The following is a 15,225-nucleotide window of genomic DNA, read 5'->3' as shown; positions in this document are numbered from 1 at the left end:
TCCTTCTCCTAAAAGAAGAGAAAATCTCCCCCTTTATTAAAGGGGGAATAAGGGGGATTTACTTATTCTAAGTTAGCAAATATTTAATCCCTCCAGCCTCCCTTTAAAAAGGGAGGCTTTGGGCACTTAGATAGTGTGACCTAGAGCCTCACCCATCAATACGGTTGAATTGGCTTTAAACTTCTCATCCCATTGCATCTTATTTTCCTCAAACAGGATCACAGCAGTAGAGCCCAGGTAGAAACGGCCCAGCTCAGCACCTTTTTCTAAGAAAAGATTATGCTGATTCAGCTCGATACGACCAGATGGTTTTACCTTGCCAGTCGCTACAGTTTCAATACCAGCCACAATCATCGCGCCAACTAGAACCACTGCCATACGACCCAGTTCAGTATCAAACAGACATACCATACGTTCATTACGGGCAAACAGGCCCGGAATATTTTCGGCCGTAGTCTGGTTGACCGAGAACAGTTCACCCGGTACATATAAAGTTTCGGTCAGAGTCCCGGCAAATGGCATGTGGACACGGTGATAGTCACGTGGTGACAGATACACTGTCGCAAACTCACCATTCTTGAATGGTTCTGCCAGTTGCGGATCAGCAATCAGATTTTCAACAGTAAACTTCTGGCCTTTGGCCTGAAACACATCGCCATTTTCAATTTTACCCAGTTGGGAAATCGCGCCATCTGCCGGAGATACGATCGCAGTTGAATCAGCATCGACCGCACGCACCCCAGTTCTTAACCCACGAGTAAAGAAATCATTGAATGACTTGAACTTCAAGGCATTGGTCTGCTCAGCAATCGACATATCAATCCCGTATTTGGTCTTGAACGCTGCGATCACGGCTGTTTTTACCAGTAGATTTTCACTGGCTGCAATTTTTCCCACCACACGGGACAGGCGATGCTGTGGCACCACTTTTTGGGCCTGGATAAACAGTTGTTGTTTTAGACGCGATGTGATGCTCAAGATGGCACCTCTCCTGTAGCGATTGGACTATCGAGGCGGTTGCCCCATTCACTCCACGCACCATCATAGGCTCGAATATTCCAGCCGAATAAGCGCCCCAGAATATAAGCCAGACCTGAACGGTGATGGGACTGACAATACACCACAACCGGCTGATCCAGATCAAATCCCAGTTGTTCCAGACGCTGCTGAGTACGTGGTAAAGGATGTAATTTTAAATGATTTTGCCGGTTAAGGGCAGTACTCCACTCAAAATGACGTGCGCCCGGGATGTGACCGCCGCGTCGCGCAGCTAGACGCAAGCCAGTATATTCATCTTCTGTACGACAATCCCATACCTGAATTTTTTCATTTTCAATGAGTTGTTTTAGTTCATTATAATCGATCTGAAACTCAGCCTTTCTTTCAAAATTGACTGGAATCAGATGATCAACGGGTATAAATGTTTCCTGATCCGATGAAGTCGGTAGTCCCGCACCCAGCCAGGCATGGATGCCGCCATTGAGTAAACTGGTATTTTCAAAGCCCATGCAATGCAGGTTCCAGAGCAGACGCCCTGCCCACGCACCGCCTTCATCATCATAAGCTACGACATGATGGTCAGGAGAAATGTTCAGGTAACGAATTAAAGCTTCCAGCCCTTCTGCATCCGGTAACAGGCCCATGGCCGTTTCCTCCTGACGAACCAGCAGCTTGGGTTGCAGATGTAAGGCATGTGGAATATGCAATTGTTCATAAACCGACGCCCGGCTTAAATCAACAATTCGAAGTTTTTCGTGTCCCAAATGCGGAACCAAATCTTCTACTTCAATCAGCAGACTAAAGTCAAAGGCGAAAGCTGTCATCTTAGTAGTTGTCATTGCGGTCAAATCCTTTTGATCTTAGCACAACTCATTTTTTCAATTATGTTGTTTTTATCTAGATCCTTAGCATAATTTTAGCTAAAGCTGATTTAAGAAAGACCATCATCCAAGAAAAAACCGCCTCGTGATTGAAGCGATTTTTTGAATAAAGCAGAGATTTTTAGGCAGGTTCTGAGATATTGAACACCTGACGCAAATATGCCAGGAAAGTATCATTATCCGTCATGGTTTTTCCTGGGCTATCGGAAATTTTCGCTACCGACTGACGGTTGCATTCCACCAGTTTCAATACGATATTAAGCGGTGTCTGTCCCATATCATTGGTTAGATTGGTTCCAATCCCAAAACTGACCTGGAAGCGATCTTTAAAGTATTGATGCAATTTCCAGGCTTTTTCCAGATTCAGACCATCACTAAAAGTTAGCATTTTGGTTTTGCTGTCAATTTTCAGCTTTTTATAATGCGCATAAGCTTTGTCACCCCATTCATAGGGATCACCACTGTCATGACGCAAGCCATCAAACAGTTTCGCAAAGTACAGGTCAAAGTCACGCAGGAAAGCATCCATACCGACTACATCGGTTAAGGCAATTCCAAGGTCACCACGGTATTCTTGCACCCAGGTTTCCAGGGCGGCTTTCTGGAAATTACGCAGACGCACATCTAACGCCTGAAAGGCTTGCAGAAATTCATGCGCCATGGTGCCAATCGGGGTAATACCCAACTCTTTGGCTAAATACACATTACTGGTCCCACGGAACACGTGTGGTGCAGCTTTATTGAATTCTTCGACGACATGCTTTTGCCAATCAAAACTATAACGACGACGGGTACCAAAGTCTGACACCAGGAATGGCGGATCATTCGGGTTCTGCTCGGCATCATACTGTTTTAAAAGCTCAATTTTAGCTTTTAAACGACGCTCACCTTCAGCCCACACTTCAGGTGTACGGATACGACTGAAATACAGTTCATTCACAATGGCCAGTACAAAGATTTCAAACATCATTGCCTGAACCATGGGGCCTTCAATAGTAATATCCAGGCGGCCTTCATTGTCGATGGTGGCCTTAATAAAACGGCGTTTAAGCTGGAATAGTTCCAGATAATCCACAAAATCGCTTTTGATAAAACGCAGGCTGCGTAAATATTGTAATTCGTCTTCTTTAAATTTGAGCTGACACAGCACATCCAGTTGGTGATTCAAATCATCCAGAATATCCGTCAGCGGATATTCTGTATCTTCCAGGTTGCGACAACGGAAATGATAGACACTATGCGTTTGCGGAAACTTGTGTAATACCACTTGTAGCATGGTGAATTTATACAAGTCAGTATCTAACAAAGAGTGGATAATTGGAGCCATAACTAAGGGAAATATCGCTGTGCTTATCCCGCATTAAAGCATAAAAGTTTAGGAAATATTGCAGGATTTACGTACAGCTAGCTGAATTATCGACAAAAGTTCAAGAAAATAAACTGCTTCCTGCTCGGTTATTTGGCTGCTTTCAGCCCGTTTTCCTGTTCCTTGATAATTTTCTGTAGCTGCTTTTCCTGACCGATCACCTTGGCAAATTCAGCTGTGGTTTTTTGCCCGGTTTTCTTGGCTTGGGCATCACAGTCAACCTGACGCAGCTGTTTGGCAATGGCAAATTCCATTTTGAACAAGGCACCCATCAAGGCTGTATTGCCACGGTTGTCCCGGGCGCAGCGGTCTGCCCCTTTGGCCAGTAAGGTGGTCACAATATCCTGATGGCCATAATAGGTTGCCATCATCAACGAGGTATAACCATCTTGATTGCGTACATCGACTGGAAAGCCGTGTTTTAAAAATTCATTGATCACTTCGCTATTGCCGATTTTAGCGGCAGCAAAAAACAGATCGATCAATTCCTGTTGTGAGGTCATCTGAACGCTTGCCGCAGTTTTTGCAGGGGAGACATTCTTCACTTCAGCAGCAGTTGCGAATGCGGAGCTAAAAGCAAGAATACTGGCTAAAAATGCATATGGCAGAACTTTCATGATGAACTCCAATAGAAATCGAAAGGAAAATTTAAGTCTCTAAAGACTCAATTGACCTGAGATGAAATAAAAAACGGAGTGCCTGTAAAACTCCCCCTAGGGTGCAGGAAAGGTTTGGAGTATTACAGGACTTTTTGGAGGTGATGCGCTATGCCCTAGTCACCAGTTCCTCAAGACCAATCGGGATTAGTCTTTTAATTTTGCAGCTTTGGCTTTAACAGTTGCGATGTCGCCATTTATAGCTTTAGTCATGCGCATACCGTAGTCAGCATCTGCTTTATAGAAGTAAGACAACATGATGTGCTTGGTTTCTGAATCTTTGACATTGCCCAGGTCAGCCGCCAGGTTCATGATCAGGTCATCTTTCTCTTTGGCAGTATAAGAACGGTAAAGTTCACCGGCTTGCTTGAAGTTTTGCTCTTTGGTACCGATCTGCTGAACATGACCAGTCAATGGAGTTTCAACTGCACGCGCTTTTTCAGTCGCCGGTTTAGGCTCTTTACGGCTTGGCTCGTAGTTCACATCAGAATCACGTTCAGACACATTCATGTGACCTTCCTGGTTATTGTTGTTCACATTCACCACAGGACGATTTACCGGAATTTGCTGATGGTTCGCACCTAGACGGTACATTTGTGTATCCGAATAAGAGAAGATACGGCCTTGAAACAAACGGTCTTCAGATGGTTCGATACCTGGTACCAAGTTACCTGGTGCAAATGCAGCCTGTTCAGTTTCATTGAAGAAGTTCTTCGGCATACGGTTCAGCGTCAATGTACCGACTTTCACTTCTGGAACCAGATTGGTTGGCCAGATTTTGGTTGGATCTAGCGGATCGAAATCAAAGCTGTTCAGATCTTTAGGATCAAGCACCTGAATATACAAATCCCATTTCGGGAAATTACCTGCATAGATGTTGTTATAAAGATCATTGGTCAAGTGATTGAAATCTTTACCTTGTTGTACAGCCGCTTCTTTGACGTTCAAGCCCTTCACACCCTGTTTAGAGCGGAAGTTGAATTTCACGTACTTGTATTCGCCTTTGTCGTTATACAGTTTGTAGGCATGTACACCGAAACCGTCCTGTTCGCGGTAGCTGGTTGGGACACCTTGCTTGCCATAAACATAAGTCAGCATATTGGTCGCCCAAGGCTGGCTAGACAGGAAATCAAACACGCGGTTGGCATCTTGTACGTTGGTGACCGGGCTTGGTTTCATTGCGTGGATGAAGTCCGAGAATTTGATCGCATCACGGATAAAGAAGACTGGCGTCTGGTTACCGACCAAGTCCCAGTTACCTTCCTGAGTATAGAATTTGATAGCGAAACCATGAGGGTCACGTAGGGTTTCTGGTGAACCTTTACCATGAATGACGGTAGACATACGCACAAAAACTGGAGTTTTGGTACCGGCCTTGAATAAAGAAGCAATTGTTAAATCAGACAGATCTTTCGTAGTAACGAATTCACCATAAGCACCTGTACCACGTGCGTGAACCACACGTTCAGGAATGCGCTCACGGCCAAAACGTTGCAGTTTTTGAACCAGTTGCACATCTTGTAGCAAAGTTGGACCTTGTGGACCCGCAGTGATCGAGTTCTGGTTGTCGCCGACTGGTGCCCCGTTATCTTTGGTTAATGGCGCAGCTTGTGCAGCTGTCACCGTTGCAAGCATTGCAACAAGTAATGAACGCTTAAACATTTCTAAATCTCTCAATTTAATACCTTTCCTGCATGCAGCTAAGATACGTGAGAGTAAAAAATAGATAAAACAGATAATTTTTATGATTACGATCGTGTTTTTAGATAGTTTAAAATATTATCAATGCTAATCAATAAATTAAGCTCGTTTTTTAGATATTAGCTTAATATCAGATGAGTCTGATCTTGCTACAATGGCGGCAATTTTGAATCTGACTGAAATTGATTATGCGTGCATTATTACAACGGGTATTGGAAGCCAAAGTCGTGGTCGATGGTGAAACCACCGGAGAAATTGGCAAAGGTATTCTGGTTTTTCTGGGCTTAGGTAAAGAAGATAATCTGGAAAAAGGCAAAAAACTAATTGATAAGATATTGAAATACCGTTTCTTTGATGATGAGCAGGGCAAGATGGGCTGGAATGTCAGTCAGGCTGGTGGCGGTTTACTGCTGGTGTCCCAATTTACCTTGATGGCGCAAACCCAAAAAGGCTTACGTCCAGATTTTGGTCCAGCCATGCCGCCAAGCGATGCCAAGGTCTTATATGAACAGTTGGTTGAATATGCGCAAAACCAGTTCGAAAATGTACAAACCGGTATTTTTGCAGCTGATATGAAAGTGCATCTGGTCAATGATGGACCGGTAACGTTTAATCTGGAAGTTGAATAAACTGTCATTGTTTTAGAATGAAAAAAGCCCTCTAAATGAGGGCTTTCTATGATAATCCTCCCCTAGCCCCTCCTTTAATTAAAGCAGGGGAATTAGGAGTTATTTACCAGTTTTCTCTTTAATAAACTGACGTGCCATTTTCACTTTTTCTTTAACTGGTTTTGGCAGTTTAGGCGGAATCATTTTTGCAACCTGATTAAACCAGACCAGCAGACCAAAATCGCCTTCCATTTTAATCGTGCCACTTTGCATACCGGTCATGAATGCAGTCGGATCACCTTTAAGCAACGTTTTTACACCCTGTTCACTGTCAGCAAATTGCAGTACAAAATCAGCTTTTTCTGCATCACCTGAAACAGTATCGATATGACCATTATTCACAACGATCTGACGTGCCATTCCTTCATCTGTTCCAATCTGAATACGGAACTGGCGTTCATGTACCAATTCAATAAATTTCGGGCTGGTACGTGCTAACTGCTTCATACGTAATGCAAGACCTGCGACTAGCAAATCAAGTGGATCGGTACTGAGGTCAACCAAAGGAAGTTTGAGCACAGGAATGGAGGACAGTTTCATGGAATTATGCCTATTCTAATTGTACGAAAATTGACAAATATCCTAGCATAGATCAAAGCCAGGCAGATGCAGGACTTTGTATCATATTTCTAAACGAAAAATGCACCCGCAGGTGCATTATTTCGCTGATATTAGAGAACTTAACGGCTAGATAGCTGCTGCTGGTCATCTTCATACACTGGTGTATGTTCGATATAACGGCGTTTAGCCAAAGCACGCTCTGCACGTCGATCTTCACGCAATAACAGTAAGGTCACTACGACCATCACGGCCGTTAAAGCTGTCAGATAGCTATATGTCATCGGGAGCTCAAACAAGGCTTGAGTACCTACTCGAATCACTTCGATCAGGCCCCAGGCCAGCATTCCCGCAGCCATAAAACTTAACCAGCGACGATAAGGCGAGAAGAAAACAGCAAGCACAGCCGCGGCGACTAAACTAAAGCCTACGAGAGTTGCTAGATTCGCTGTTACCATATAAACCCCTCCATCCAAAAGGATAGTGTGTATGCTTGATATTGCAACCGTCCTACCTATTGAATTTCGTTAAATCAATAAAATGGAATGTGTTGATTTGTATCTCTATGCATGCATTATGCTGAGTTTTTTGCATAAAAAAAGTCCTGTTTTCTCCCCTTACGACATACTCTGTCGCGATATTATTTTGTCATTACATTTTTTATTTTCACAGTATTTGTGGATCAATTGCTGCGTCGATGTTGGCGTGTCATTACAAAATCATATGCCCTTTCATCGACTTAAAAAAAATATTTTCCGTTTAAGATGATCGGGGTATTTATAGACAAGCTGCGCCATCCCTCGATAAAAGTTAAGCTAAAAATATAAAAAAACGCGACCCTAAGGCCGCGTTGGATTTTACCGCAAAGCTATGTATTACGCGCGGCTCAGATCTTTATCATGTACACCGAGCAGGTAGAGCACGCCATCCAGCCCCACACTGGAAATGGCCTGATTGGCATTCTGACGAACCAAAGGTTTGGCACGGAAAGCCACCCCTAGACCCGCAATTGAAAGCATTGGCAGGTCATTGGCACCATCACCCACAGCGATGGTCTGCTCCAGAGAAATTCCCATATTGTCGGCAATTTCACGGAGCAATAAAGCCTTGCGTGCGCCATCCACAATATGACCTTTGACTTCGCCTGTCACCATGCCATTCTGCACATCCAGAATGTTGGCATGAACTTCATCAATTCCTAGTTTGGCTTGCAGATATTCTGCAAAATACTGGAATCCGCCAGACAGAATCGCAGTACGGTAGCCCAGTGCTTTCAGTGTTGAAATCAGACGTTCTGCACCTTCAGTCACGGTCAGACGTTCTGCAATTTTTGGCAATACCGATGCATCCATGCCTTTTAATAAAGCAACACGAGCACGGAAACTTTGCTGGAAGTCCAGCTCGCCCTGCATCGCGCGTTCAGTAATTTCAGAGACTTGAATACCGACACCTGCTTCGATCGCCAGCTCATCAATCACTTCCTGCTCGATCAGGGTCGAGTCCATGTCAAAGCAGACCAGACGGCGATTACGGCGGTAAGCATTATCTTCTTGTACTGCCACATCAACATTCAGGTTATTCGACAGGCTTAAGCAGGCTGCACGCATGGCTGCTGCATCCAGCATCTGGCCTTTCAGACCAAACTGTACACAGGCACGTTTAGGGCCAGTATTGGAACCATCCAGCTCAGGACGGCCAGAAAGACGGGTCACGGTTTCAATATTGAAGCCCTGACTCGACACAATCTGGGTCACGGCTTGCAGATGAGAGGCATTTAATTCCGGGGCCAATGCCGTTACGATATAACGCGTGCGGCCGCCCTCTTTTACCCACTGTTCATATTCAGCAGCAGAGATTGGTTTAAAGCGCACTGTTAACCCGATATCATGTGCTAGAATCAGGATTTCCTTCATGGCTAATGCTGTTGCAGTTTGGTCATCAGACGATACAACAATACCTAAGGTCAGTTGATTATGAATGACCGCTTGCCCCACATCTAGAATCTGTAAGGAATGAGCGGACAAAACCTGCATTAATCGTGTAAATTGATTAGGCTGGTCGGGTCCTAAGAATGATATAAGAATGATTTCTCGCATGAATTGACTCGGGTCTGAGCTACAACTATTGTTAGAATCATAATCGAAATTGAACAGAATTGCCTTGGAAGTTTACGTTGAATGCGCCTAGACAAGGGCTATTTGCTAGCCTACTGATTGTAAGTTTTGCTCTGCATACCTTTTTATTGGTATTGGCAACGACTCACCAACTGAATGATAACCGTGCCAACCAGGGACAGCTCATGACGAGCCAACTGGTCACAGACAGCCTGGCGGAGCTTGAACCGGCGAACCGCGTTTCTCTGGCACTTCTGGCCAACCGTTATGCGACTAACCCAAGCGTTGCTTCAATTCGCATCCTGGATGCGAATGGTCAGGTTTTAGCCACTGGTGGGCTGACCAAGACCCGTGATGGGGAAGTTTTTGTCCGTGATGCCCTACAAAACGAGAAAAAAGTCGGTGTGATTGAAATCACCCTGATTGAGCCAAGTATTGGTGAAATTCTGCGGACTCAATGGCTTGCCATTCTGTTCTCTTTTATTATTCATGGTCTGCTTTGGGTCGGTTATCGTGCGGTAGCGCGTCCAAGCCGTACCGAGTATCTGGCACGTATCAATAATGAATCGCGACTGAAATTCGAGATTCAGACTTTGACTCAAGCATTGGAACAGGAAAAGCATAATGCCGCCCTCGCCATTGCCCAGACACAGCAAGCTCTGAAAAACAAACCGAAAGAAAAAGACAGCAAACCGGTGGTACTGGATACCGATAGCCTGAGCTTGAACATTCAGTTCTATGATCCAAAACAGTTGCTGGATAGTGTGAATAAAACGGTATCGGTTCCTTATTTCAACCTTTGCCAGATTTTCCTGAACAAAGCCACTGAACTGTGCATCCAGCACTACAAACTGAACAGCACGGATATTTGTACCGTGCACAAGTTTGATGAAAAAGGTGCCAGTATCAGTATTGCGGCAGACAAGCCAGATGCCCTCGCCTGTCTGACCATGATCAGTTCAGTATTCCAGTTGCTTTCAGAAGTCCTGTATAAGCGTTATCGTGAAGAAAAACGTTTTGTCCTGCAGACACGTAGTGCGATTTCTTCAGCTGTTGAAGAAATGCAGCTCAATTCAGTTCAAGCCGCAGAACGTCTGGTTCAGCAACTGGTCGCTAAGGAAAGTGCACTGCATGTTCCTAATGCCCTGTTGAAACAAATCGCGGACCACTTTGAGCTGGTCAGCATGCCAAATCCAACCAATGTTCTGACCCGTCACGCTTTTGTGGTGAATGGGATGGATGCTGAAAGCGCCGAGCTGGCACAGACTTTTAGAACCGAAATTCTAAAATCCAAACAATCCAAAGCCTCATAAATATCCCTGAATGTTGCAATTAAAAAAAAGCCGGATCCAATATCCGGCTTTTTGATGGGTACAAAACAAATACGCCAGCGTGTCTTGGACTGCCCTTTAAATTTTTAACTGTTTTTGTTCCAGCAGATATTGCTGGGCATTATAAGGCTGGGCTGGATCCTGACAGGGGACTTTATGCCATTGACCATCGGCATCTAATTCCCATGCATTTTGACAATCTTTTAAATAGCTGATCAGGCCATCTTTATAAATCCGTTTTTTCAGCTCTGGATCCAGGACCGGGAAACAGGTTTCGACCCTGGAAAACAGGTTGCGACCCATCCAGTCAGCACTGGCACAATACAGTTTCTTGGCGCCGCCATGCTCAAAATAATAGACTCGGGTATGTTCCAGGAAACGTCCGACGATTGAACGGACCTGGATATTTTCTGACATGCCGGTGACTTGTGGAATCAGGCAGCAGATTGAACGCACAATGAGATCAATTTTCACCCCGGCCTGTGACGCCTGATAGAGGGCAGCAATCAATTGCGGTTCAGTCAACGCATTCACTTTGATGATGATATGCGCGGCTTTTCCAGCTAGGGCAAATGCCTTTTCCTGCTCAATCAGTTTCAGCAGTTCGCTATGCAGGGTAAACGGTGCATGCAGCAAGGCTTTCAGTTTGGCCATTTTGCCCATGCCGGTCAGTTCCTGGAACATGCGGTGCACATCTTCACAGATATCCAGCTGTGTGGTCATCAGGCCGTAATCGGTATACATGCGGGCATTCCCGGCATGATAGTTTCCGGTACCCAGATGCGCATAACGCAGTAATTCCTGATTTTCACGCCGGACGATCAGAATCATTTTGGCATGGGTCTTATAACCGACGATGCCATAGACCACCACTGCCCCGGCTTCTTGCAGGATATTGGCCACCATAATATTGGATTCTTCATCGAAACGCGCCCGCAATTCAATTACGGCCGTGACTTCCTTGCCATTCCGTGCGGCTTCTGCCAGCACCTGAACAATTTCCGAATCCGGACCACTGCGGTATAGCGTCTGCTTGATCGCCAGCACCGCCGGGTCCTTGGCCGCTTCGCGCAGTAAAGTAATCACCGGCTGGAATGAATCAAAAGGATGATGCAGCAGCACATCCTGTGCCTTTAAAATTTCAAAAATACTTTTCTGTTTACGGAAAATTTTCGGAATGACCGGACTAAAATGCGGATACTTTAATTCCGGACGCTCAAAGCTGGTACTCAGGCGGGACAAATTGATCGGTCCATCAATCCGGTACAGCTCCTGTTCCGTCAGATCAAATTCATCTAGCAAATAGTCGATGATGTTCTGTGGAGAGTCATTTTCAATTTCCAGACGTACTGCACGACCAAAGCGGCGCGAACACAGTTCATCTTTTAAGGCCACTGCCAGATCGTCAACATCTTCCGACAATACCAGATCGGCATTGCGGGTAACCCGAAAGGCATAACATCCGGTCGCTTTCATGCCGGGAAACAAATCACTGATATGCTGCTGGATGATCGCAGTCAGAAAGATCTGGGTGGTATTGTTTCCGGTGACATCTTCCGGAATTTTAATCAGGCAGGGTAAGGAACGTGGTGCCGGCACAATTGCCATCTCGATTTCACGGCCAAAGGCATCTTTACCTTCCAAGCTGATAATAAAGTTCAGACTTTTATTTACCAAACGTGGAAAAGGATGTGAAGGATCTAGACTGATCGGGGTCAGTACCGGTTGCACTTCTTTGGCAAAAAAGGCTGTAATCCAGGCCTTATGTTTTTCCAGAAGATCCTGGTATTGAAGAAACTGAATCCCCTGCGCCTGGAGTTCAGGCAAAATTGCATGATTCAGAACCTCATACTGTTTGTTCACTGTGGCATGAATGGACTGGGACAGTTCTTGTAGAATCAGCTCGGTGGGTACAGCATCAGGCGTCCGGGTAGTCGCATTCAGATCTTGCTGTTTCATCAGCCCGGCAATCCTGATTTCAAAAAACTCATCCAGGTTACGGGAAAAAATAATCAGGAAGTTTAAGCGCTCTAAAATCGGTAAATTCGGATCAAGTGCTTGTGCCAAGACACGACGCTGAAATTCAAATAAGGAAAGTTCCCGATTAAAATAGGTCGCTGACGAATGCTGAAATTGTTCCATGCCCTCTCAATGCTGCTGATTACAGTCTGTTGTTTCACATCATTGAGGGGCGATCTTAGGCAGACTTCATGACACTTATGTTACAAAGCTCGATAAATCCATATAAATTAATATTTTAATTTTTCACCGTATAAAAAATCATGCTATGGCTCGTTAGGCGCCGTCATCAAACTGCAATTAAGTGTCCGTTTTTTCAGTTTGTCTGGCAGCCCAATAAGTGGCTAAAGCAGGTCCTGAAATATTATGCCACAGGCTGAAAATGGCGCTTGGCAAAGCCGTCATTGGAGATGCAGCAAAATGGGTCGCAGCCAAAGCTACCCCTAAACCAGAATTCTGCATCCCCACTTCAATCGAAACCGCGCGACAGTCAATTTCTGCCAAGTGAAATATGCGACTGGCCCAATAACCCAGTAAATAGCCCATTCCATTGTGTAAAGCCACAAGACCCAAAATCATTAAACCAGATTCCAGAATCTGGGTTTTACTGCCGGCAATAATTGCTGCCACAATTGCGACAATGGCAATCACTGAAATTACTGGCATTACTTGGATATAGCCTTCTACCCTGGTTTTTAGAAGGGCGCGGATGATCAAACCTAAAATGATTGGAAACAGCACCACTTGCAGAATCGAAATCAGCATGGACAAGGCATTAATTTCAATCCATTGGCTGGCCAGCAGATAAAAAATTGCCGGAGTCAAAAGCGGTGCCAATAAAGTTGATACCGAAGTACACGCCACAGACAAGGCCGTATTACCTTTGGCCATATAGGTAATCACATTGGATGCCGTACCACCTGGACAGCAGCCCACCAGAATTACACCAATCGCAATTTCAGCCGGAAGCTGGAATAGCTGACAGAGCAAAAAGGCTAACCCTGGCATCACCATAAACTGAGCCACGACCCCAATCGCGACGGCCTTAGGACTTTGCAAGATACTTTTAAAATCGCCTGGCGTCATGGTCATGCCCATACCAAACATGATCAGACCCAACATCCAGGGAATATAGGCGCGTAACCAAACGAAAAGATCCGGCAGCATCAGAGCAATGGCTGAAAACAGAATGACCCACAGGGCAAAGGTCTTTTGGACAAACTGGCTAAATTGAAGGAGTGCTGACATGGGAAAATCCAGGGGGCATGAAAAAGAAATCAAGGCATCTGTGGATGCATCAAAGTAAACCAACCATTGCATAATGGCAAATGGCCCTAATCGCCTTAAGTCAGCGCTTAGGCTGCATTAATAATATCTTTCAGATAAATCCGTTTTACGCCCTGTGCCAGCATATCCTGCTAGGCATGTTGTAGCGAACCATTCAGGTCTATGCCTTTGGTGGCATCCGCAATGACATAGGCCTTAAAGCCGAGTTTGCAGGCATTCATTGCAGTCCAGGCCACACAAAAATCGGTCGCGATACCCACGATAAATACGGTATCAATATCGCGCTCCCGTAAATAGCCGGCCAGACCAGTACTGGTTTTTTGATCAGCTTCCATAAAGGCAGAGTAACTGTCGATATTTTGATGAAAGCCTTTACGGATAATCAGTTGGGCTTGCGGAAGGTTCAGCTCCGGATGGAATTCAGCATCTTCAGTTCCTTGTACACAATGACTCGGCCAGAGTACCTGAGAACCATAATTCAGCTGAATCGTGTCATAGGCTGCTTGAGCAGGATGATTGTCTGCAAAGGAGATATGCTCTGCCGGATGCCAATCCTGAGTCAGCACAATATTCTGAAAGTACTGCCCCAATCGGTTGATATTCGGAATAATCTGATCGGCATTGGTAACAGCCAGATTTCCACCCGGGGTAAATCCTTTTTGTACATCCACCACAATCAGCGCCGCATTCTGCATCATTTTCATCCCTTGAAATCTGAGTTTGCATCCAAGCATAGCTTAAAACTAAAGAAAATTTTTAGCCCTTTAGGTAAAAATAGAATGACTCTGCATTCTGATAAAACGTATGATGAGTTAACTGTAAAAGCTATTGCTCTGCAAAACATAGAAAGAATTTGTCTTTAGCTGAACTGATACTAGAAAATAAAAAGCCTGCATCAGTGCAGGCTTTTTGGATATTCATCTTTTTATTTTTAAACTTTGGTACGGCTGACCAGGAACAGCATACATACCGCAGAGATTACGATACATGGAATCGCTGCCGAGATCACCCCTGCTGCACCGAAGCCTGCTGTCAATAGCTGACCCGCAATTGCAGGGCCAAGCATGGCGCCGATACGGCCAACTGCGGAAGCAACACCTACCCCTGTACCACGTACTTCAGTTGGGTAAACGATACTACCGAAGGCATAGAGTACACCCTGACAGCCAATCACAAAGGCACCTGCCAGTGCTGCGGCCATGTACATTTGCTCAAGTGAGCTTGCACCGTTCAACGCTAATAGACCCGCCAGGATACCGCCGTACATCAATAGAATGACATACGCTTTTTTCAGGCGATCCGTCAGCATACCCAAAATCACGGTACCAATCGTTGCAGTCACCATAAAGTAGAACTCTGCAGTTGAACCATCTTTACGGGTGAAGCCCAGTTCCATGAACAATGATGGCAACCAGCTCAACATAATGTACACCACCATCAGGGTGAAGAAGTAGCTGACCCAGATGCAAAGCGTACGAAGCAAGTTGTCAGAGTTAAACAGATCCTTGAATGAACCGTTATTTAAAACCTACTCAAACCTACTTATGTGGATTTGATGTTTAATTCCTACTTCACCATCAAGAACCAAAAGCATCTGCTTTTGGAATTACCCCAACTCCATAGGCTGTCACGGTGTAACTCACCG

13 protein-coding genes and 1 pseudogene are annotated in these 15,225 nt (G+C 45.1%); 2 read left to right on the top strand and 12 right to left on the bottom strand.

The features are described 5' to 3' along the window. Positions 1–126 precede the first annotated feature (126 nt). The 5 genes from asd to ACEWB7_RS04340 all read right to left on the bottom strand — a co-directional run bounded on the left by asd (position 127) and on the right by ACEWB7_RS04340 (position 5,564). Positions 127–978: an archaetidylserine decarboxylase gene (gene asd / locus ACEWB7_RS04360; RefSeq protein ID WP_034703176.1), complete on the bottom strand. Its 852-nt coding sequence runs from the start codon at positions 976–978 to the stop codon at positions 127–129. Then, positions 975–1,823: a sulfurtransferase gene (locus tag ACEWB7_RS04355; protein WP_034703177.1), complete on the bottom strand. Its 849-nt coding sequence runs from the start codon at positions 1,821–1,823 to the stop codon at positions 975–977. The genes asd and ACEWB7_RS04355 overlap by 4 nt, the downstream gene beginning before the upstream one ends. Before the next feature lie 178 nt (positions 1,824–2,001). After that, positions 2,002–3,207 (bottom strand): nicotinate phosphoribosyltransferase, encoded by a 1,206-nt coding sequence (gene pncB, locus ACEWB7_RS04350; protein WP_034703178.1) that lies wholly within the window; start codon positions 3,205–3,207, stop codon positions 2,002–2,004. Between the two features lie 128 nt (positions 3,208–3,335). Next, positions 3,336–3,863: an ankyrin repeat domain-containing protein gene (locus ACEWB7_RS04345; RefSeq protein WP_034703180.1), complete on the bottom strand. Its 528-nt coding sequence runs from the start codon at positions 3,861–3,863 to the stop codon at positions 3,336–3,338. A 186-nt stretch (positions 3,864–4,049) separates the two neighbouring features. After that, complete coding sequence (locus ACEWB7_RS04340) at positions 4,050–5,564, bottom strand: catalase (protein ID WP_411580451.1); 1,515 nt, start codon at positions 5,562–5,564, stop codon at positions 4,050–4,052. Between the two features lie 227 nt (positions 5,565–5,791). On the opposite strand from ACEWB7_RS04340, the gene dtd reads away from it, so the two are divergent. Further along, positions 5,792–6,232 carry a D-aminoacyl-tRNA deacylase gene (gene dtd, locus ACEWB7_RS04335; RefSeq protein WP_034703184.1) on the top strand — a complete coding sequence of 147 codons (441 nt, stop codon included), beginning with the start codon at positions 5,792–5,794 and terminating at the stop codon, positions 6,230–6,232. A gap of 99 nt (positions 6,233–6,331) precedes the next feature. Here dtd and ACEWB7_RS04330 read toward each other — a convergent pair whose 3' ends face one another. From ACEWB7_RS04330 to serB, 3 genes are all read right to left on the bottom strand, one after another. Next, complete coding sequence (locus ACEWB7_RS04330) at positions 6,332–6,811, bottom strand: SCP2 sterol-binding domain-containing protein (RefSeq protein ID WP_004281258.1); 480 nt, start codon at positions 6,809–6,811, stop codon at positions 6,332–6,334. 140 nt (positions 6,812–6,951) lie between these two features. Then, a complete protein-coding gene (aciT, locus tag ACEWB7_RS04325) occupies positions 6,952–7,287 on the bottom strand; it encodes a ciprofloxacin tolerance protein AciT (protein ID WP_034703185.1) in 336 nt (111 codons plus the stop codon). 417 nt (positions 7,288–7,704) lie between these two features. Then, positions 7,705–8,925 carry a phosphoserine phosphatase SerB gene (gene serB, locus ACEWB7_RS04320; RefSeq protein ID WP_034703186.1) on the bottom strand — a complete coding sequence of 407 codons (1,221 nt, stop codon included), beginning with the start codon at positions 8,923–8,925 and terminating at the stop codon, positions 7,705–7,707. A 77-nt stretch (positions 8,926–9,002) separates the two neighbouring features. On the opposite strand from serB, the gene ACEWB7_RS04315 reads away from it, so the two are divergent. After that, positions 9,003–10,256, top strand: coding sequence for a hypothetical protein (locus ACEWB7_RS04315; RefSeq protein ID WP_034703188.1), 1,254 nt, complete (start codon positions 9,003–9,005; stop codon positions 10,254–10,256). Positions 10,257–10,352: 96 nt separating this feature from the next. On the opposite strand, the gene ppk1 is transcribed toward ACEWB7_RS04315, so the two are convergent. The 4 genes and pseudogenes from ppk1 to ACEWB7_RS04295 all read right to left on the bottom strand — a co-directional run. Then, positions 10,353–12,416 carry a polyphosphate kinase 1 gene (gene ppk1, locus ACEWB7_RS04310; protein WP_034703190.1) on the bottom strand — a complete coding sequence of 688 codons (2,064 nt, stop codon included), beginning with the start codon at positions 12,414–12,416 and terminating at the stop codon, positions 10,353–10,355. Positions 12,417–12,593: 177 nt separating this feature from the next. Continuing rightward, positions 12,594–13,541: a bile acid:sodium symporter family protein gene (locus ACEWB7_RS04305; RefSeq protein WP_034703192.1), complete on the bottom strand. Its 948-nt coding sequence runs from the start codon at positions 13,539–13,541 to the stop codon at positions 12,594–12,596. Between the two features lie 170 nt (positions 13,542–13,711). Beyond that, entirely contained in the window at positions 13,712–14,278 is a 567-nt protein-coding gene (pncA, locus tag ACEWB7_RS04300) for a bifunctional nicotinamidase/pyrazinamidase (RefSeq protein ID WP_411580450.1), read from the bottom strand. A gap of 233 nt (positions 14,279–14,511) precedes the next feature. After that, positions 14,512–15,096 (bottom strand): annotated as a pseudogene (locus ACEWB7_RS04295) (MFS transporter); the annotation flags it as partial. Between the last annotated feature and the right edge of the window lie 129 nt (positions 15,097–15,225).

This window comes from Acinetobacter sp. NIOH-H-8, assembly GCF_046635365.1.
In the GTDB taxonomy this organism is placed as follows: domain Bacteria; phylum Pseudomonadota; class Gammaproteobacteria; order Pseudomonadales; family Moraxellaceae; genus Acinetobacter.
This window is presented reverse-complemented; position numbering and strand designations above follow the sequence as displayed.